This is a genomic window from Acidovorax sp. FW305-C-20-28 (assembly GCF_058783375.1).
The window spans coordinates 18,752-36,177 of record NZ_JBYSYM010000032.1; the positions used below are offsets into that span (position 1 = coordinate 18,752).

Here is a 17,426-nt window from a genome sequence, read left to right on the forward strand (position 1 = left end):
CCGCAGCCCATGGCCGACACCCTGGCCCACGAAGCCGCCCTGCCGGGCCAGGACACGGACCCACCGGCCCCACCGGCACGTGTCCTGGCCACGCCCGAGGCCCTGGCGCTGATCGCCCAGCTCCACGGCCAGCACGGCCCACTGATGTTCCACCAGTCGGGCGGCTGCTGCGACGGCAGCGCGCCCATGTGCTTTGCGCGCGGCGAGTTCCTGGTGGGTGACTCGGACGTGCTCCTCGGCCACATCGGCGGCGAACCCTTCTACATGAGCCGGCCGCAGTTCGCGGTGTGGGAGCACACCCAGATCACCGTGGACGTGGTGCCCGGCGGGGGCGGCATGTTCTCGCTGGAGCGGCCCACGGGCCAGCGCTTCCTGATCCGCTCGCGGCCGTTCACCCAGGATGAGTTGCAGGCATTGCAAAGCCACCCGGTGGCTTGACCCCAATCCCCCTGGCGCGCGCGGCGAACCAGGGGGATTTCATTTTTCCGGCCATGCGGCCATGGCAGTCCGGGCCATGTCCTGCAGGTCCGCCAGGTCGGCCCCATCGCGCCCCTGGATGGCCATGCCCTGCACCACGCCCAGGTAGAAGCGGGCCAGCCGGTCGATGATCGTGGTCTGCGGCAACTCGCCCGCAGCCATCGCACGCTGGAGCCCCGCGCGCAGCTTGGCGAGCGAACCCTCGCGGGCGTACCGGGCTGTGTCGGGCGAGCCGCCCGGGCACTCTTCGCCCGTGGCCAGCGTCACCATGCAGCCCGAGGGCATGCCCTCCCGGCCCGCCACGACCCCGGCGGCGGCCAGCAGCGCTGTCTGCATGCCCTCGCGCACCGTGGCGCTGCCATCGACATGGTTCCAGATCATCTCGTCGGCCGCTGCGCTGTAGCGCCCGATGGCCTCGGCGTACAGGGCCTCCTTGCTGCCGAAAGCCGCGTACAGGCTGGGCGAGCGGATGCCCATGGCCGCGCACAGGTCGTTCATGGAGGTGGCCAGAAAGCCCTGGCGCCAGAAAACCTCCACGGCGGCCTGCAAGGCGGCATCGCGGTCAAACGCCCTCGGTCGGCCCAGAACCGGCATGGAAATCACCTTTCATTAATTTTGTGTTGATCGACACAATAAATCGATTGACAGCAAAGATCAATGCCGCAATCATTCTGTATCGATCAACACAGAAAGGTAATTCATGCTACTTTCCAACAAACGCGCCCTCGTCACGGGGGCCAGCCGGGGTATCGGCGCCGCGATTGCCAAGACCCTGGCCGCCGAGGGCGCCGACGTCGCCATCACCTATGAAAAGTCCGCCGAACTGGCCGCTGGCGTGGTGCGCGAGATCGAGGCCCTGGGCCGGCGGGGCACCGCCATCCAGGCCGACAGCGCCGACGCTGCGGCCGTGCAGGCCTCGGTACAGAAGGCGGTGGCCTTCCTGGGCGGCATCGACATCCTGGTCAACAACGCCGGCATCTTCCACATGGGCCTGGTGAAGGATGCGGCGCTCACAGATATCGACGCCATCCTGAACGTAAATGTGCGCGCACCGGTCCTTGCCAGCCAGGCGGCCATTCCCCACCTGGGCCAGGGCGGGCGCATCATCCACATCGGCAGCTGGTTCGCCGAGCAGGTGCAGTGGCCGGGCTTGAGCATCTATGCGATGTCCAAATCGGCCCTGGCCTCGTTCACCAAGGGCCTGGCCCGCGAACTCGGGCCCGAGGGGATCACCGTGAACCTGGTGCAGCCGGGCGCCATCGACACCGACATGAACCCGGCCGCCGGACCACTGTCCGACCTGATCCGCCAGCCCATCGCCGTCGGCAAGTACGGCAGCGGCGAGGACATCGCCCATGCCGTGGCCTTCCTGGCCAGCGCCAAGGCGCAGTACATCACCGGCACGGCGCTCACGGTGGACGGCGGTATGCTCGCATAAAGACTGACTGGAGGAGACCGTGATGACCGCACCCGCCGCCACCTTCCGTGCACTGCACGCCAACGGCACCTTGCTGCGCCTGCCCAATGCCTGGGATGCCGCCAGCGCCCGGCTCTTTGAGAGCCTGGGGGCCATGGCCATCGCCACCACCAGTGCCGGTGTGGCCTGGTCGCAGGGCTATGCCGATGGCTACGCCATGCCCATCGACGTGGTGGTGGCGTTCGCCAAAAACCTGGTGCGGGTGCTGCGGGTCCCCCTGTCCGTGGACATGGAAGACGGCTATTCGGACGACCCGGCCCAGGTCGCCGACCTGGCCGCGCGCCTGGCCGGCGCCGGTGTGGCCGGCATCAACCTCGAAGACGGGCGCAAGCCCCCCGAATTGCTGGCGCGCAAGGTGCAGGCGATCCGGGAGCGGCTGGCCCGGGACGGGCTGGACCTGTTTGTCAATGCGCGCACGGACATTGTCCTGGCGCGCCTGGTCGATGAAGGCCGCTTCGCCGAGGAAGCCATTGCACGCGGCCAGCTGTACGGCAGCGCAGGCGTCGACGGCCTGTTCGTCCCCGGGCTCACCGATGCGGCGCAGATCCGGGCTGTCGTGGCCGGCGTTGACCTGCCGCTCAACCTGATGGCCTGGGGCGGCCTGGCCAATGCCGCCGAACTGCAGGCCCTGGGTGTGAAGCGGCTCAGCGCGGGCTCCGGCATTCCGCAGGCCTTGTGGGGCCAGGCCGCGGCGCTGGCGACGGATTTCCTGCAGGCGGGCGACTCCAGCAAGCTGCAGGGGCAGATCCCCTATGCGGAGATGCAGAAGCTGTTCAGTTGACCCCTTTGGCCGTCACGCGGCCTGGGCGCGCAGGTGCCGGTACACGGTATTGCGCGACACGCCCAGCGCACGCGCCACGGCCGAGACGTTGCCGCCCTGCGCGGCCAGGGCCTGCGCAATCGCGGCGGCCGTGATGGCCTGCAGGGGCTGCGCGGCAGGCGCAGGTCCATCGGCGGCTGCGGGCACAGCTGCAGCGGCCTCGCACTCCTCCAGAAAATCCTCGGGCAGGTGCTCGCGCCGGATGGCGGTATCGCCCTCGGCCATCAGCGCCGCCGTGCGCAGCACATTGCTCAGCTGGCGCAGATTGCCGGGCCAGGCGCAGCGCGCGAACAAGGCCATCATCTCGGGCGCCACCGGCAGCGGCGGCGTGCCCGAATCGGCCGCTGACTGCAGCACGCGCTGCACGATGGCTGCCAGGTCGCTGCGCTCGCGCAAAGCCGGCAGGCGCACCACCAGGCCGTTCAAGCGGTAGTACAGGTCCTGGCGGAAGCTGCCTTGCGCCATCATCTCGCGCAGGTTGCGGTGGGTGGCGCAGACAAGCTGGATATCCACATCAATCTGGCGCGTGCCGCCCAGGGGCGCCACGCTGCGCTCCTGCAGCACGCGCAGCAACCGCGCCTGCAGCGCCAGCGGCATGTCGCCGATCTCGTCGAGGAACAAGGTGCCGCCATGGGCCTGCACGATCTTGCCGGGGCTGCCCTTGCGCCGCGCGCCGGTGAAGGCGCCCTCTTCGTAGCCAAACAGCTCGGACTCGATCAGCGATTCGGGGATGGACGCGCAGTTCACCGCCACGAACGGTGCCTGGCGGCGCGGCCCGTCGTGGTGGATGGCGCGGGCCAGCAGTTCCTTGCCGGTGCCGGTCTCGCCCTGGATCAGCGTGGCAATGCCACGGCCCAGCAGCTTGGTGACGCGCTCGATGGCCTGGGCCAGGGCCGGGTCGCCGGTGTTGAGGTAGCGCAAGCCCGAGAGCCCGCCCGGCCTGGCAGCAGGCCGCACAGGCGCGCGCCCCGGTTCGGCGCCATCGGCGGCGATCCACAGCCGCTCGGCCTGCGGCCGGTGCTCGGGCCGGGCCATCACGGTCACGCCGCCGGGCAGGCGCAGCGTCAGCAGCGTGCCCGGTGCCCTGCGGCACTGGTCCAGCACCTGGCCCAGGTCCACGCCGAACAGCGAGCCGAAGGTATGGGCCTGCAACGCGCTGTGCGACAGGCCGAGCTGGAATTGCCCGCTGCGGTTGGCCGACAGGAATCGCCCATCGGGGGTGAAAGCGGCCAGCCCCTCCACCAGCGTACCCAGGAACTCGGGCCGGGCATGGAAGTGCAGGCGCACCGCGTCCTCGTGCACCTGGTTCCAGAGGTGGTTTTCCACCATCTGGGCCGACATGCGCACCAGCGCCATGGTGTGCTTGCTCTGGCTGCGGTGGTCGCCGCTCACGTCGATGGCGCCCAGCGCCCTGCCCTGCGGGTCCAGAATGGGCACGCACGAGCAGGTGAGGAACTGGTTGGCACGCAGGTAATGCTGGCCGGCATGCACCTGCACGGCCTGACCCAAGGTGAGCGCGGTGCCGATGGCATTGGTGCCCTTGCGCTCCTCGGTCCACACGCCGCCGGGGCGCAGGGCCACGCGGTCGGCCCGGGCCACGAAATCGTCGTCACCCAGGGCATGCAGGATCACGCCCTCGGGGTCGGTCAGCAGCACCATGCTGTGGGTGCCCGCGATCTGGTGGTAGAGCGTCTCCATCACCGGGAGCGCATGGTCGGTGAGCACCCGGTTGCGCTGCAGCGCGCACCGCAGGTCGGCACTGGCCAGGGGCATGGCGTCCAGGGTGTCCTGCGCGCGCAGGCCGAAGGCGGCCGAGCGCGCATGGGCGTGGGGAATCAGGTCGCGCGGCGCCGCCAGGGCGGTGGGCTCCAGGTGCATGGGCTTGTCTCCTTGCAGCCGGGGCAGTCAGCGCCGCCCGGCATTTGGGGAAACCTTAGCATGCCGGCCTTACGCCAACTTGCACCGACAGGCTGGCATCAGGGCCTTTAAGCGAGTGCCTGGGCAAAATCCGCTTGAAGGTCCTCGAATTCTTCCAACCCCAGCGACAGGCGGATCATGCCGTCGCCAATGCCCATGTTGGCGCGCACGGCGGGGCCGGCCTCCCAGAAGATGGTGTGCGCCACCGGGATGATGAGCGTGCGCGTGTCGGCCAGGCCCGTGGCCTTGATCGGCAGTTGCAAGCGGTTGCAAAAAGCCAGGCATTGGTCGGCATCGCGCAGCTCGAAGGCCAGCAGCCACGAGCCGGCCTTGAAGTGCTTGCGTGCGATAGCGTGCTGGGGATGGGACTCGAGCATGGGGTAGTGCACGCGGGCAATCGCGGGGTGCTGCTCCAGCCATTGGGCCAGGGCCAGGGCCGTGGCGCTGGTGCGGTCCATGCGCAAAGCCAGGGTCTCGGCCCCCAGCGCCAACTGGTGCGCGGCGTTAGACGACAGCATGCCGCCCATGTCGCGCAGGCCCTTTTTACGGATCTGCTGCAGGCCCCAGCCCTTGGCGTCGCCCTTGCGGTAGGGAGCGAAGATGTTGGGGTAGTTGCTCCAGTCGAACAGGCCGGTGTCGGTGACCGCGCCGCCCAGAGCATCGCCCAGGCCGCCGATGCTCTTGGTCAGCGAGTTGATGACCAGCCCGGCGCCCACGGTCACAGGGCGAAACAGGTAGGGCGAGGCCACGGTGTTGTCCACCACATAGAGCAGGCCGCGCTCCTTGCACAAGGTGCCGATGGCCTCCAGGTCCGGGATCTGCGTGCCGGGGTTGGCAATGGTCTCCACGAACACCATGCGCGTGTTGGGGCGCACGGCGGCGGCCACCTTGGCCGGGTCGGTCACATCCACGGTGGTCACCTCGATGCCCAGGTCGGCCAGGGTGCCGAAGACACTGTTGGTGTTGCCGAAGACGAACTGGCTGGCCAGCAGGTGGTCACCCGCCTTGAGCAGGGTAAGGAACGTGGCGCACACGGCCGCCATGCCCGTGGCGAACACGATGGAGCCCTGGCCCCGCTCCATCTGCGTGACCTTGGCCTCCAGCGCCGCTGTGGTGGGCGTGCCCTGGCGGGCGTAGTTGAAGCCGCCTTTCAGGGTGCCCTGGAACACGCCGATCAGGTCTTCCACCTTCTCGTAGCCGTACTGCACCGAGGTGTGGATGGGTTGGTGCACGGCGCCGTACTCGGTGCCGGCCAGGCGGTCGGCATGCACGATCTGGGTGGTGAACTGGCGGGTAGGCTGGTCGTTGCTGCTGCTGCTCATGGAAATACGGGCTTGCTACTGTGCGGAATCTGGGAAGACTAAAACTCAGCGCTCGGGCGCTATCTGTTCGGCGTAATCGTACAGGGCGCCGAGGATGTCCTGGGTGCGGTCATCGTCGGCGGTCTCCGAGAGATTGTCGATCTCGGTGAACAACTGCTCCACCGTGCGCGCGCCGCCGGCCCCGTCGAACAGGCAGGCAGCGCGGTGCGCCTCCCAGCGCTCGTGCTCCTCGGGCGTGAGCGTATCGGGGAAGTTGCGCGCACGGTAGCGCCAGACCAGTTCCTTCAGGCGCGGGTCGTCAAACGACAGGCGCGTGCGCGCCAGCTTCTCGCCGCTCATTGCGCGCATGTCGGTGAGCTGGCGCCGGTCGCCATTGCCCACGAAGCCGCCGTAAAGGTCCTGGTCCACATCGGGCCGGGGCTCCTCGGGGCGTGCGAACACCGCGGGCCAGATGGCGCTCATGTCGGGCAGCACGCGCGCGATCTCGGCATGCTGCGCGGCCTGGGCCAGGTCCATCTTCCAGTGGCGCGCGCGCTCGGCGGTGAGGGTGTTCACATTGCCCACCACCATGGGCGACTTGTTCAGGTGGATGGTCTTGATCGGCAGGCGGGTCACGCCCTCGGGCAGGTCGGCAGCGCGCGAGAACATGCGCAGGCGAATCTCCTCCACGCCCATGCTGGCCAGCGGCGTGGGGTCGTGCGCCAGATCCCAGGCGATCAGCTCGTTCTTGTTGGTCGGGTGGCTGGCCAGCGGCCACATCACGGCCAGGCAGCCGCGCTCCACCGGAAACATGCCCGAGACATGCAGGAAGGGCTTGGCCGTGATGGCCGTGGCCGGCAGGCGCAGCTCGGCAGCCACGCGGTCCTTCTTGTGCAGGCCAAGCGCAAAGTCGAACAGCTTGGTGTTGTGCTGGCGGATGAGGCGCGCCAAGGCGATGGTGGCGCGCACGTCCGACAGCGCATCGTGCGCAGCCTCGTGCAGCAGGCCGTTGGCCTTGGACAGGTCTTCGAGCTTGAAGCTCGGCGAGCCGTCTTCCTTCTTGGGCCAGTTGATGCCGTCGGGGCGCAGCGCATAGGTCATGCGCACCACGTCCAGCAGGTCCCAGCGGCCGCACTGGTTCTGCCATTCGCGCGCGTACGGGTCGATCAGGTTGCGCCAGAACATGAAGCGCGTGATCTCGTCGTCGAAGCGGATGGTGTTGTAGCCCACGCCGATGGTGCCGGGCCGCGCCAGCTCGGCCTCGATGCGGGCGGCGAAGGCGTGTTCGGGCATGCCCTGCTCCAGGCACTGCTGGGGAGTGATGCCGGTGATCAGGCACGACACGGGGTCGGGCAGGTAGTCGCTCGCAGGCTGGCAGAAGATGTTCAGCGGCTCGCCGACTTCGTTGAGCTCGGCATCGGTGCGGATGGCCGCGAACTGCGCGGGCCGGTCGCGGCGCGTGTTGGCCCCGAAGGTTTCGTAGTCGTGCCAGAGAAAGGTATGCATGAAAGGAAATTGCTACGGTCAGAAACACCAGAAGGCGCAAGTATGCCGGGCACGGGACAATGGGGCATGCCCAGAACGCTTTCAATTCCCTTGGTTTCGCATTTTTCTTTGCCTCCGACCCGCCCCGCACTGACCACCCTGGCCCTGGCAAGCGCCCTGGCCCTGTCGGGATGCGCCACGTCCCCGGCACCAGGCACCCCCATGACCCCCGCGCCCCGCCCTGCTGCGGCACCGGCCCCCACGCCCGCACCAACCGCACCGACCGTACTGCCTGCGCAAGACGCCGAGCAGGCCGGCTTTGCCGCGTGGATCGAGGCGTTCTCGCGCGAAGCCCTGGCCGCAGGCATACGGCCGGCTACGGTGCAACAGGCCCTGGCCCATGCCAGGCTGCAGCCGCGCGTGATCGAGCTTGACCGCGCCCAGCCCGAATTCAGCCGCACGCCCTGGGCCTACCTGGACAGCGCCGTGTCGGCCCAGCGCATCGCCCAGGGCCAGGCCAAGCGGGCCGAGCACCAGGCAGCCATCGACGCGGCGGCCACGCGCTACGGCGTGCCGGCCTCCATCATCACGGCCATCTGGGGCATGGAGAGCAACTATGGCAGCAACTTCGGCAACTTCCGCGCCGTGGATGCGCTGGCCACGCTGGGCTTCGAAGGCCGGCGTGCCGCCTGGGCACGCAGCGAGCTGCTGGCGGCCCTGCGCATCCTGGACCAGGGCGACATCAGCGATGAACGCATGGTCGGCTCCTCGGCCGGCGCCATGGGGCACACGCAGTTCCTGCCCTCGGTCTTCCTGGCCTATGCGGTGGATGCCGATGGCGACGGCCACCGCGACATCTGGGGCAGCATTCCCGACGTGGCGGCCTCTACCGCGAATTTCCTTGCGCGCATGGGCTGGCAGGCCGGCCAGCCCTGGGGTGTGGAGGTGCGGCTGCCGCCCAGCTTCGACTACGCCCGCGCCGAGCAGAACGTGCGCCAGACGGCTGCGCAGTGGGCCGCTGAGGGCGTGCAGGGCGTGGACGGGCAGCCCTTGCCCGCGCTGGACGCAGCCTCCATCGCGACGCCGGCCGGCGCGCGCGGCCCGGCCTTCCTGGTGGGACAGAACTTCCGCACTATCCTGCGCTACAACAACTCGGTGAGCTACGCCCTGGCCGTGGGCCTGCTGGCGCGCCAGATCGAGGGCGGCAGCAGCGTGGTGGCCGCCTGGCCGCGCGACCTCGCGCCCCTGTCGCGCAGCCAGTTGCAACAGATGCAGGAGCAACTGAACCAGCGCGGCTTCAACGCCGGCACGCCCGATGGCGTGATGGGCCCGGCCACGCGCACCGGACTGCGCCAGTACCAGCAGAGCATCGGTGCGGTGGCCGATGGCTATCCCACGGCCGAGCTGCTGCAGCGCCTGGCCGCGCCCTGAAATGCAACACCCTCTGAGGCGCTTCGCGCATTCACCCCTCTCTCATATTGCTTCGCCATCTGGGAGGGGTGCGCCCCCCGGTGCTGCGGGGCGGCCCTTGCACGGGGGCACTGGCCTTGGCCGCGCCAGTTTCATGCGTCGCGGGTGGCGCACGGCGCAATGGACAATGGATACGAACGGCCCGGCCCGTCACTCCGCCAGGAAAGCGCGCATGCGCGAATGCTGCTCAATGAGCGCATCGAAGCAGGCAAAGTAGAACGCTGGCGCCCCGTCGATGGCCAACAGCTCATCTCGCGTGACAAGCCGGCCCGAATAGCCTTGTGGCGCTGTAATGGGCGATGCGCCCGGGTCCTCGATGCGCGCGCCTTCCACGTTGCCGTGCAGCGTGACCAGCCAGTCCCGCGGATCCTCGGCCGATCCCCGCGTGACGATGGCCAGCCAGATCGCGCAAGCCTCGCCAGGCTCCCGCAGCAACAGGGCGCGGAACCAGCCGCCGCCCTGCGCCAGATGGAGCACGCCATCGAGGCGCTCGCGCAGGGCGCCGCAGCCGCACGGGCACGGCACCATCGCGCAGCCGGTTTCCTCGACCCGGATCGCAAGCTGCGGCGCCATGCCCTGCGCCACTACCGGACAGCCACCGCGCCCATACTGCCGGCCTCAGCGCGCCTTGGTCTGGGCGGCCTGGCTGATGATGCCCACCTCACGCGCCACATAAGCGTACTGTCGGTTGTGGATGTCGGCCACGGCCCAGGCGCTGGCCTTCACCTGCTTGGCGGCCGTGCACTTGGAGACCCGCGGATCGGGGCCTGAGCTGGCCGTCACGGCCTGCATGAGCGTGGACACGTGGGGCTGCTTTTGCTTTTCCAGCTCCCAGTAGCCCGCGGAGCTGTAGGCCTTGCGCAGCATTTCGGCCTGCTGCTCCTGCGACCAACCGCGCGCCACGCCATTGGCCTTGAGCTGGGATTCGAGGCGGGCTCGGTTGCGCTGCGGCCCGTCGCCCACGGTCTTGAGTGCAGCGTCGATCTCGGCCTGCGCCGCGGTGTAGCGGGCGCCCGAGCCGCACTCGGTCGGGCTCGCATGCGCGGCGCCTGCCAGGGCCAGGGCCAGCAGCGAGGATGCAGAAAGTCGGGTCAGTGCCATGGTGTCGGAGCCTCGGCCAAACAAGGGGCCGCACCATGGCGGCCGAATCGTCCAATGTAGCGCGCACTCCACGGCACGCCAAGGCCCGGAGGGCCTCAGGGCCCGCACACCGCGCACGGATGATGCGCAAACCAGACACTGCCCGCCGCACCGAGGCCACAGGGGCTTCTCAGGCGGGCCCTGCAAGGTGGCAGGCCAGGCCGTAACATGCCGCCCATGCCCCTGCTCGACCCTGCCCTCATCCGCGACTGGCACGCCCATGTCTACTTCGACGCATCGAGCCGCGACGCGGCCTGGGCGCTGCGCGAAACCATTGCCCGGGAGCTGGCGGGGCATGTGGAGATCGGCCGCTTCCACGAGCGGCCCGTGGGCCCGCACCCGATGTGGAGCTACCAGTTGGCCTTTGGCCCGGCCGGGTTCACCCACGTGATGGGCTGGCTGGCGCTCAACCACGGCGCGCTCGACGTGTTCGCCCACCCCAATACCGGTGATGGCCTGCGCGACCACCGCGACTGCGCGGTGTGGCTGGGGCGGTCGCACACGCTCAAGCTGGCGGGCTTCACCGGCTGAGCGGGCCCGGGCCATGAAAAAAGCCCACCGGCTGGTGGGCTTTGGCTGGCCGCAGCACCGCAGGGTGCTGCGCCGGGGGGATCAGCGCTCCAGCGCCAGGGACACGCCCATGCCGCCGCCGATGCACAGTGCGGCCACGCCCTTCTTGGCGTCGCGGCGCTGCATTTCGTGCAGCAGGGTCACCAGGATGCGGCAGCCGGAGGCACCGATGGGGTGGCCAATGGCGATGGCACCGCCGTTGACGTTGACCTTGCCAGGATCGATCTCCAGCTCCTTGTTCACCGCGCAGGCCTGTGCGGCAAAGGCCTCATTGAGTTCGAACAGGTCCACATCGGCGGCGTTCCAGCCAGCGCGCTGCAGGGCCTTGCGCGTGGCCGACACGGGCCCCATGCCCATGGTGGCGGGGTCCAGGCCCGTGGTGCCGAAGGAGGCGATGCGCGCCAGGGGCTTGAGGCCCAGGGCGGCGGCCTTCTTGGCCGTCATCACCACCACGGCGGCAGCGCCGTCGTTCAGGCCCGAGGCATTGCCGGCCGTGACCGTGCCGGTCTTGTCGAAGGCAGGGCGCAGGCCAGCCAGGGCGTCGGCATTGGTCTTGCGGTTGAGGTATTCATCGGTGTTGAAGAAGATGGGGTCGCCCTTCTTCTGTGCCAGCGCCACATCCACGATTTCATAGGCGAACTTGCCGGCGTCCTGCGCGGCGGCGGCCTTGAGCTGGCTGTTCAGGGCCAGGGCGTCCTGCTGTTCGCGGGTGATGCCGTACTGCTTGGCCACGTTCTCGGCGGTGATGCCCATGTGGTACTGGTTGTACACGTCCCACAGGCCGTCCACGATCATGGTGTCGACCAGCTTCCAGTCGCCCATGCGCTGGCCGTCGCGCGAGTTCGGCAGCACGTGGGGCGCCAGGCTCATGCTTTCCTGGCCGCCGGCGACCACGATCTCGCTGTCGCCCCAGGCCACGGCCTGGGCGGCCAGCATCACGGCCTTGAGGCCCGAGCCGCAGACGGCGTTGATGGTGAGCGCAGGCGTTTCCTGGGCCACACCGGCCTTCATGGAGGCCTGGCGCGCAGGGTTCTGGCCCACACCGGCCGTCAGCACCTGGCCCATGATGACCTCACCCACTTGGCCGGCCGACAGGCCGGCGCGCGTGATGGCTTCGCGGATCACGATCGAGCCCAGCTCGGTGGCGGGCACCTTTGCCAATGCGCCGCCAAACTTGCCCACCGCGGTGCGGGTGGCCGAAACGATGACGATGTCTTCCATGGAATGTCCTTCTTTTCTGGAGGTGGATGTCTGGGGTGGATTGTCTCAGGTCGGCTGGTCAGGCTTTTTGCTGCACGTAGCGGCCCGGGGCCGGCTCGATGGCCTTGAACTTGCTGCCCTTGCCATAGCCCTTGGGCGCGGCAATCTGCTTGCCGGCGTGGCCCTTGAGCCAGGCGGACCAGTCGGTCCACCAACTGCCCGGGTGTTCGGTGGCGCCCTGCAGCCATTGGTCGAGCGTGCCGGGGAACTTGCCGTCGGCACGGATCCAGTGGCTGCGCTTGCCCTTGGCGGGCGGGTTGATCACGCCCGCGATGTGGCCCGAAGCCCCCATCACGAAGCGCTTCTTGCCCGGCAGCACCTGGGTGGAGGCGTAGGCGGCCGTGGCCGGGACGATGTGGTCCTCGCGCGAGCCGTAGATGTAGGTGGGCAGCGTGAGCTGGCCCAGGTCCATCTTCTCGCCACAGACGCTGAGCTTGCCCGGCTTGACCAGATTGTTCTCGAGGTAGAAATTGCGCAGGTACCAGGCGTAGAACGGCCCGGGCAGGTTGGTGCTGTCGCTGTTCCAGTACAGCAGGTCGAAGGGCGGCGGCGTCTCACCCTTGAGGTAGTTGCCCACCACGTAGTTCCAGACCAGGTCGTTGGGGCGCAGGAAGCTGAAGGTCGAGGCCAGGTCCTGGCCCTTCATCAGGCCGCCGCTGCCCATCTGCATCTCGCGGAACTTGACGAAGTTCTCGTCGATGAAGACGTCCAGGATGCCGGTGTCGGTGAAGTCGATCAGCGTGGTCAGGAAGGTGGCGCTGGCCACGGGCTCCTGGCCGCGCGCGGCCAGCACCGTGAGCGCGTTGGAGAGGATGGTGCCGCCCACGCAGAAGCCCAGGGCGTTGATCTGCCCGGCGCCGGTGATGGCCTGCACCACCTCGATGGCGGCGATGGCGCCGTCCTCGACATAGTTGTCCCAGGTCTTCTTGCCCAGGGAATCGTCGGGATTGCGCCAGCTCACGACGAAGGTGTGGTGGCCTTCGCTCACCGCATAGCGGATCAGCGAGTTGTCGGGCTGCAGGTCCAGGATGTAGAACTTGTTGATGCACGGCGGCACCAGCAGGAAGGGGCGCTCGTAGACCTTGGCCGTGAGGGGCTTGTACTCGAGCAGCTGGAACAGCTCGTTCTCGAAGACCACGGCGCCCTCGGTGGTGGCCACGTTGCGGCCCACCTCGAACAGGCTTTCGTCGGTCATCGAGACATGGCCTTGCTGCAGGTCGTGCAGCAGGTTCTGCATGCCCTTGGCGATGCTCTCGCCCTTGGTCTCGATGGCCTTCTTCTGCGCTTCGGCGTTGAAGGCCAGGAAGTTGCTGGGCGCCATGGCGGCCATCCACTGCTCCACGCCGAAGCGGATGCGGGCACGGGTCTTCTCGTCGGCTTCCACCGCATCGGCCAGGCCCATCAGGGTGCGGGCGTTGAGCAGGTAGGCGGCAGCAGAAAAGGCCGCCACCGGGTTGCTGGCCCAGCCTTCACCGGCAAAGCGCTTGTCCTTGACCTCGGCCTTGCCCTGCAGGCTCTGCGCCCACAAGGCCTGCGCCTCTTCCAGGTATTGCTTTTGCAGCGCCTGCAGCTTGTCGGGCGACAATTGCACGGGTGCGGCCGTGGCCGCACCGGCGGGCGTACCCAGGTCCATTTTCTGGAAGGATTGGACGGCCTGTGCCCAACCTTGACCGAAAATCTGCTGGAACTGCTGGGCGCTCTGGTCCCAGATCGATTCTGAACTCATCCCGTCTCCTATCCCTGTCATGGTGTTCCGGCATCTCGGTGGCTTGATTGTTGCCCACCCGGCAAGGGCTGGCAACCTGTAACACGTTGGATCACGCAAACAATGTACCTGATCGTCATTGCCTGGCTGTATGTCACCCTCATGATGGCCGTGGCCGAGGCCACCAACACCACGGGTACGGTGCTCGGTGCCATCGTCACCTTCGTGCTCTACGGGCTGCTGCCCATGGGCATCCTCGTCTACATCCTGGGCACACCCTCGCGCAAGCGCGCCCTCAAGCAGCGCGAGCAGATGGAACAGGCGGCCTGGGATGCCGAGCAGGCAGCCCTTCGCGCCGCTAAGGCGGATTCGGATTCAAGCGCGCCAGATGCAGGCGGCGAAGCGCCCGCTGCCGCCCAGGACGGCGGTGTCGCGCCGGTGCGAAAAGAACCGTGAGGCATGGCCCACGGTGCACCAGGGCGCCGTGCCGTCGTTGCCGTAAATGCCCGTGATGCCCTGCGCCGCCAGGCGCAGGCGGGCCAGGCCCGCCAGATCGGCCAGGTACTTGCCGCCGGGCTGGGCCACGAAGCAGGCCTCGGCGGCCGGGTCATGGCCACAGAAGGCAGCGCGCACCTCGGCCCCCACCTCGAAGGCCGTGGGCCCGATGCAGGGCCCGAGCCAGGCGATGACCTCGGCCGCAGGCGCGCCCTGCTCCGCCAGGCCTTTCACGGTGGATTCGAGCACGCCCTGCCCTTGCGCGCCCGCCAGGCCACGCCAGCCGGCATGGGCAGCCGCCACCACGCTGCCCGCGCGGTGCGCGAACAGCACGGGCAGGCAGTCGGCCACCATGATGGTGCACACGGCGCCGGGCGCGGTGGCCAGGCAGGCGTCAGCCGTGGTGGCATCAGGCGTGGCCAGGTCGATCCGCACGGCATCGGTGCCATGCACCTGGTTCAGAAAAACGGCACGTGCGTTCGCCGTGGCGGATTGCAGCACGGACTGCAGCACCTGGCGGTTGGACTGCACGGCCGCCACATCGTCACCGACATGGGCACCCAGGTTCAGGCAGTCGTAAGGCGCAGCGCTCACGCCGCCGGCACGCGTGGTGCACAGCGCGTGTACGCCGGGCGGCGCAGGCCAGTCGGGAACCAGCCAGTCGGCCGGCAGCGAAACATGCATGGGGAGCGATCAGGCGCCGGAGGTGCCTGCGGGGTCCTTGTGGTGGTAGACCACCTTGGTCAGCAGGCTCATCAGGAGCGCGCTCTCCTCGGCATTCAGGGGCCCGGTCAGGCGCTCCTGCACGCGCTGGGCGGCATCACGCATCTGCAGTGCGGCGGTCTCGCCCTCGGGGGTGATCCACAGCAGCTTGCGGCGCCGATCGCGGGTGTCGGCCTCGCGCCGCACCCAGCCGCGCTTTTCCAGCCGGCCGATGACCGAGCCCGAGGTGGCCGCATCGAAGGCCACGCGCGAGGCCAGGGTGACCTGGTCTTCGCCGGGCTGGGCCAGCAGCTCGTGCAGGATGGCGAACTGCACCGGGGTCACGTCGAACCCGGCCGTTTCCTCCATGAAAAGCGCCACGGTCCGCTGGTGCGCGCGGCGCACCAGGTGGCCCGGCGTGTTGTGGAAATCGAAGCTCTTTGCCATAAGCGCGAGTTTAGCCGCCATCGGCAGGCGCCAAAGCACGGTTTGGCGAGGCTTGCAGGCAGGCCCCTGCAGAGCGTGGCACACTGCCAACAGGTACGATGACCTTGGGTGTCTTCATTCACGGCAACCTCCCCAACATTCCCCGAAAGGCCAACATGAGCTATGTGTTTTCCCCCGCCCCGGTGGCCAGCGTGCCCGTGGTGGGCAGCAGTGACCGCTTTCCCGTGCACCGCATCTACTGCGTGGGCCGCAACTACGAAGAGCATGCCAAGGAAATGGGCTTCACCGGCCGCGAGCCGCCCTTCTTCTTCATGAAGCCGGCCGACGCCATCGTCGTCGTCGACGCCGGGCAGACCGGTGAGCTGCCCTACCCCAGCCTCACGGCCAACCTGCACCACGAGATCGAGCTGGTGGTGGCCATCGGCAAGGGCGGCAAGGACATCAAGGCGGCCGACGCGTTCTCGCACATCTACGGCTACGCCACGGGCCTGGACATGACGCGCCGCGACCTGCAGAACGACATGAAGAAGCAGGGCCGCCCCTGGTGCATCGGCAAGGGATTCGACGCCAGCGCCCCCATCGGCCCCATCACGCCCGCGGCCCAGGCCGGCGACGTGGCCAAGGCCGGCATCTGGCTGCAGGTCAATGGCACAGACCGCCAACGCAGCACCGTGGCCCAGCTCATCTGGAACATCGCCGAGACCATCGAGCACCTGTCGGCCGCCTGGGAGCTGCAGCCCGGCGACCTGATCTATACCGGCACGCCCGAAGGCGTGGGCGCCGTGGTGCGCGGCGACACCCTCGAAGGCGGCGTGGACGGCCTCACGGGCCTCAAGCTCAAGGTGGTGTAAACCAGCTGCAGCGGCTCAGGGCCTGGGCCCTGGCGGCTGGCGCTGCTCGGTCTTCACGCGCGACAGCAACGCCATGCCCAGCAGCCCCAGGGCCGCCGTGTGCAGCATCATGTAGCGCCAGGCGGTGGCGTCCACCAGCAGGCCGAGCAGCGCCGGCATGAGGGTGGAGCCCACTGCCAGGGCAATGCCGTAGATGCCGGTGTAGGCCCCCAGCACCAGGGGCGAAGGCGCCTGGTTCCACAGGATCACCACCGCATTGACCACGAAGGCGGCGAACCCGACCGAGCAGACGGCCACGCCCACGGTGGTCATGGTCACCGAGCCCGCGAAGTGCGCGAGCAGGCAGCCGGCCACGAAGAGCGCCATGCCGGCCTTGCAGATGCGCAGCCGGCGCCCGCGGTCGGAGAGCATCGCCAGCGGAAACGCCACCAGCATGAAGGCCACGCCCGCCGGAAAGCCCACCGAGCCCGCCTTGCCGCGCGAGAGCTCCAGCACCTCCATGGCATAGGTGGTGAGCTGCGAGCGCAGCGCCGACCAGGTGCCGCCGATCACGAAGATGGCGGCGATCAACACCAGCCGGCTCTTGTCAGTGTCGCGCCAGATGTCGAGCAGCAGTTCGCGGAAACCCATGCCCGGCCCCTCGGCCTGCGCTTCGGGCGACTGGTTGGCATAGGCCGTCTTTTCGTCCAGGCCCAGCGCGGCGATGCCCATGCCGCCCACCAGCAGCAGCGCCGGGATGGCAAAGGCCAGGTGCGGGCTGCGGTCGATGACGAGGAAACTCAGTGCGGCGCTGACCGCCACCGTGAAGGCCACCGCGATCTTGGTGAACGCCAGGGCCTTGCCGCGGTGGTGCGGCGCCTGGAAGTCGGGCACCAGGGCCTCGGTCACCGCCTTGAAGGAGTTGGCGACCAGTGCATAGCAGAACATCGCACCGACCAGGGCCGGCATGGAGTTCGCCCAGGGGATCAGCACGTAGAAGAAGGCCGCCACGGGCGCACCGATCAGCAGGTAGGGAATGCGCCGGCCCCAGCGTGTGCGCGTATTGTCCGAGCGGTGCGCGACCCAGGGCTGGATGAAGATGCCCAGCAGGTTGTCCATGCCCATGAGCAGGCCGATCAGCGCGGCGCTCGATGTGTACTGGCGCAGCGACACGGGCACCTGCGCGTCGTAGAAGTTCCAGGCCGATTCCTGCGCGAACACGGCCAGCGCGACGAGCAGGGCCGCGCCGGTGCGAAAGCGCTGCTGCTGCCGTTCACCCACCAAGGCGGCCTGCGAAGGGTCGAAACCGTTGTTGTTGTGCATGCTTGTC

Annotated in this window: 18 protein-coding genes; 7 read left to right on the forward strand and 11 right to left on the reverse strand. The window is 68.6% G+C overall.

All coding sequences use genetic code 11. The features are described from left to right. The first annotated feature begins 9 nt into the window (after positions 1-9). Positions 10-438 carry a DUF779 domain-containing protein gene (locus AC3WOH_RS27970; protein WP_492232577.1) on the forward strand — a complete coding sequence of 143 codons (429 nt, stop codon included), beginning with the start codon at positions 10-12 and terminating at the stop codon, positions 436-438. A gap of 39 nt (positions 439-477) precedes the next feature. Here AC3WOH_RS27970 and AC3WOH_RS27975 read toward each other — a convergent pair whose 3' ends face one another. Further along, positions 478-1,071 carry a TetR/AcrR family transcriptional regulator gene (locus tag AC3WOH_RS27975; protein WP_492232578.1) on the reverse strand — a complete coding sequence of 198 codons (594 nt, stop codon included), beginning with the start codon at positions 1,069-1,071 and terminating at the stop codon, positions 478-480. Positions 1,072-1,177: 106 nt separating this feature from the next. Here AC3WOH_RS27975 and AC3WOH_RS27980 point away from each other — a divergent pair, with 106 nt between their 5' ends. Both AC3WOH_RS27980 and AC3WOH_RS27985 read left to right on the forward strand, forming a co-directional pair. Continuing rightward, entirely contained in the window at positions 1,178-1,915 is a 738-nt protein-coding gene (locus tag AC3WOH_RS27980; protein ID WP_492232579.1) for an SDR family NAD(P)-dependent oxidoreductase, read from the forward strand. Between the two features lie 22 nt (positions 1,916-1,937). After that, positions 1,938-2,735 (forward strand): isocitrate lyase/PEP mutase family protein, encoded by a 798-nt coding sequence (locus AC3WOH_RS27985; RefSeq protein WP_492232580.1) that lies wholly within the window; start codon positions 1,938-1,940, stop codon positions 2,733-2,735. Positions 2,736-2,747: 12 nt separating this feature from the next. Here the strand turns inward: AC3WOH_RS27985 and AC3WOH_RS27990 are convergent, their stop codons facing one another. The 3 genes from AC3WOH_RS27990 to sbcB all read right to left on the reverse strand — a co-directional run bounded on the left by AC3WOH_RS27990 (position 2,748) and on the right by sbcB (position 7,498). After that, positions 2,748-4,652, reverse strand: coding sequence for a sigma-54-dependent Fis family transcriptional regulator (locus tag AC3WOH_RS27990; RefSeq protein ID WP_492232581.1), 1,905 nt, complete (start codon positions 4,650-4,652; stop codon positions 2,748-2,750). A gap of 107 nt (positions 4,653-4,759) precedes the next feature. Then, the gene (locus tag AC3WOH_RS27995) at positions 4,760-6,013 is read right to left on the reverse strand and encodes a cystathionine gamma-synthase family protein (RefSeq protein WP_492232582.1); all 1,254 of its coding nucleotides are present in this window, start codon (positions 6,011-6,013) and stop codon (positions 4,760-4,762) included. A 45-nt stretch (positions 6,014-6,058) separates the two neighbouring features. After that, on the reverse strand, positions 6,059-7,498 hold the full coding sequence (gene sbcB, locus AC3WOH_RS28000) for an exodeoxyribonuclease I (protein WP_492232583.1): 1,440 nt from the start codon (positions 7,496-7,498) through the stop codon (positions 6,059-6,061). Between the two features lie 66 nt (positions 7,499-7,564). On the opposite strand from sbcB, the gene AC3WOH_RS28005 reads away from it, so the two are divergent. After that, a complete protein-coding gene (locus AC3WOH_RS28005; protein ID WP_492232584.1) occupies positions 7,565-8,908 on the forward strand; it encodes a lytic murein transglycosylase in 1,344 nt (447 codons plus the stop codon). 189 nt (positions 8,909-9,097) lie between these two features. On the opposite strand, the gene AC3WOH_RS28010 is transcribed toward AC3WOH_RS28005, so the two are convergent. Together AC3WOH_RS28010 and AC3WOH_RS28015 are read right to left on the reverse strand one after the other, a co-directional pair. Beyond that, positions 9,098-9,520 (reverse strand): hypothetical protein, encoded by a 423-nt coding sequence (locus AC3WOH_RS28010; protein WP_492232585.1) that lies wholly within the window; start codon positions 9,518-9,520, stop codon positions 9,098-9,100. Between the two features lie 45 nt (positions 9,521-9,565). Continuing rightward, complete coding sequence (locus tag AC3WOH_RS28015) at positions 9,566-10,048, reverse strand: hypothetical protein (protein ID WP_492232586.1); 483 nt, start codon at positions 10,046-10,048, stop codon at positions 9,566-9,568. Between the two features lie 216 nt (positions 10,049-10,264). Here AC3WOH_RS28015 and AC3WOH_RS28020 point away from each other — a divergent pair, with 216 nt between their 5' ends. Further along, the gene (locus tag AC3WOH_RS28020) at positions 10,265-10,618 is read left to right on the forward strand and encodes a DOPA 4,5-dioxygenase family protein (RefSeq protein WP_184855720.1); all 354 of its coding nucleotides are present in this window, start codon (positions 10,265-10,267) and stop codon (positions 10,616-10,618) included. 81 nt (positions 10,619-10,699) lie between these two features. On the opposite strand, the gene AC3WOH_RS28025 is transcribed toward AC3WOH_RS28020, so the two are convergent. After that, the gene (locus AC3WOH_RS28025; RefSeq protein ID WP_492232587.1) at positions 10,700-11,878 is read right to left on the reverse strand and encodes an acetyl-CoA C-acetyltransferase; all 1,179 of its coding nucleotides are present in this window, start codon (positions 11,876-11,878) and stop codon (positions 10,700-10,702) included. A 58-nt stretch (positions 11,879-11,936) separates the two neighbouring features. Continuing rightward, complete coding sequence (locus tag AC3WOH_RS28030; protein ID WP_492232588.1) at positions 11,937-13,643, reverse strand: PHA/PHB synthase family protein; 1,707 nt, start codon at positions 13,641-13,643, stop codon at positions 11,937-11,939. A gap of 102 nt (positions 13,644-13,745) precedes the next feature. Here AC3WOH_RS28030 and AC3WOH_RS28035 point away from each other — a divergent pair, with 102 nt between their 5' ends. After that, entirely contained in the window at positions 13,746-14,078 is a 333-nt protein-coding gene (locus tag AC3WOH_RS28035) for a hypothetical protein (protein WP_492232589.1), read from the forward strand. Here AC3WOH_RS28035 and pgeF read toward each other — a convergent pair. Both pgeF and AC3WOH_RS28045 read right to left on the reverse strand, forming a co-directional pair. Continuing rightward, complete coding sequence (gene pgeF / locus AC3WOH_RS28040; protein ID WP_492232590.1) at positions 13,998-14,801, reverse strand: peptidoglycan editing factor PgeF; 804 nt, start codon at positions 14,799-14,801, stop codon at positions 13,998-14,000. The two genes, AC3WOH_RS28035 and pgeF, sit on opposite strands and share 81 nt — an antisense overlap. Positions 14,802-14,810: 9 nt before the next feature. Further along, a complete protein-coding gene (locus tag AC3WOH_RS28045; RefSeq protein WP_492232591.1) occupies positions 14,811-15,266 on the reverse strand; it encodes a MarR family winged helix-turn-helix transcriptional regulator in 456 nt (151 codons plus the stop codon). 155 nt (positions 15,267-15,421) lie between these two features. Here AC3WOH_RS28045 and AC3WOH_RS28050 point away from each other — a divergent pair, with 155 nt between their 5' ends. Beyond that, the gene (locus tag AC3WOH_RS28050; protein ID WP_492232624.1) at positions 15,422-16,117 is read left to right on the forward strand and encodes a fumarylacetoacetate hydrolase family protein; all 696 of its coding nucleotides are present in this window, start codon (positions 15,422-15,424) and stop codon (positions 16,115-16,117) included. Positions 16,118-16,132: 15 nt separating this feature from the next. Here the strand turns inward: AC3WOH_RS28050 and AC3WOH_RS28055 are convergent, their stop codons facing one another. Further along, positions 16,133-17,419, reverse strand: coding sequence for an MFS transporter (locus tag AC3WOH_RS28055; RefSeq protein WP_492232592.1), 1,287 nt, complete (start codon positions 17,417-17,419; stop codon positions 16,133-16,135). Positions 17,420-17,426: the final 7 nt, after the last annotated feature.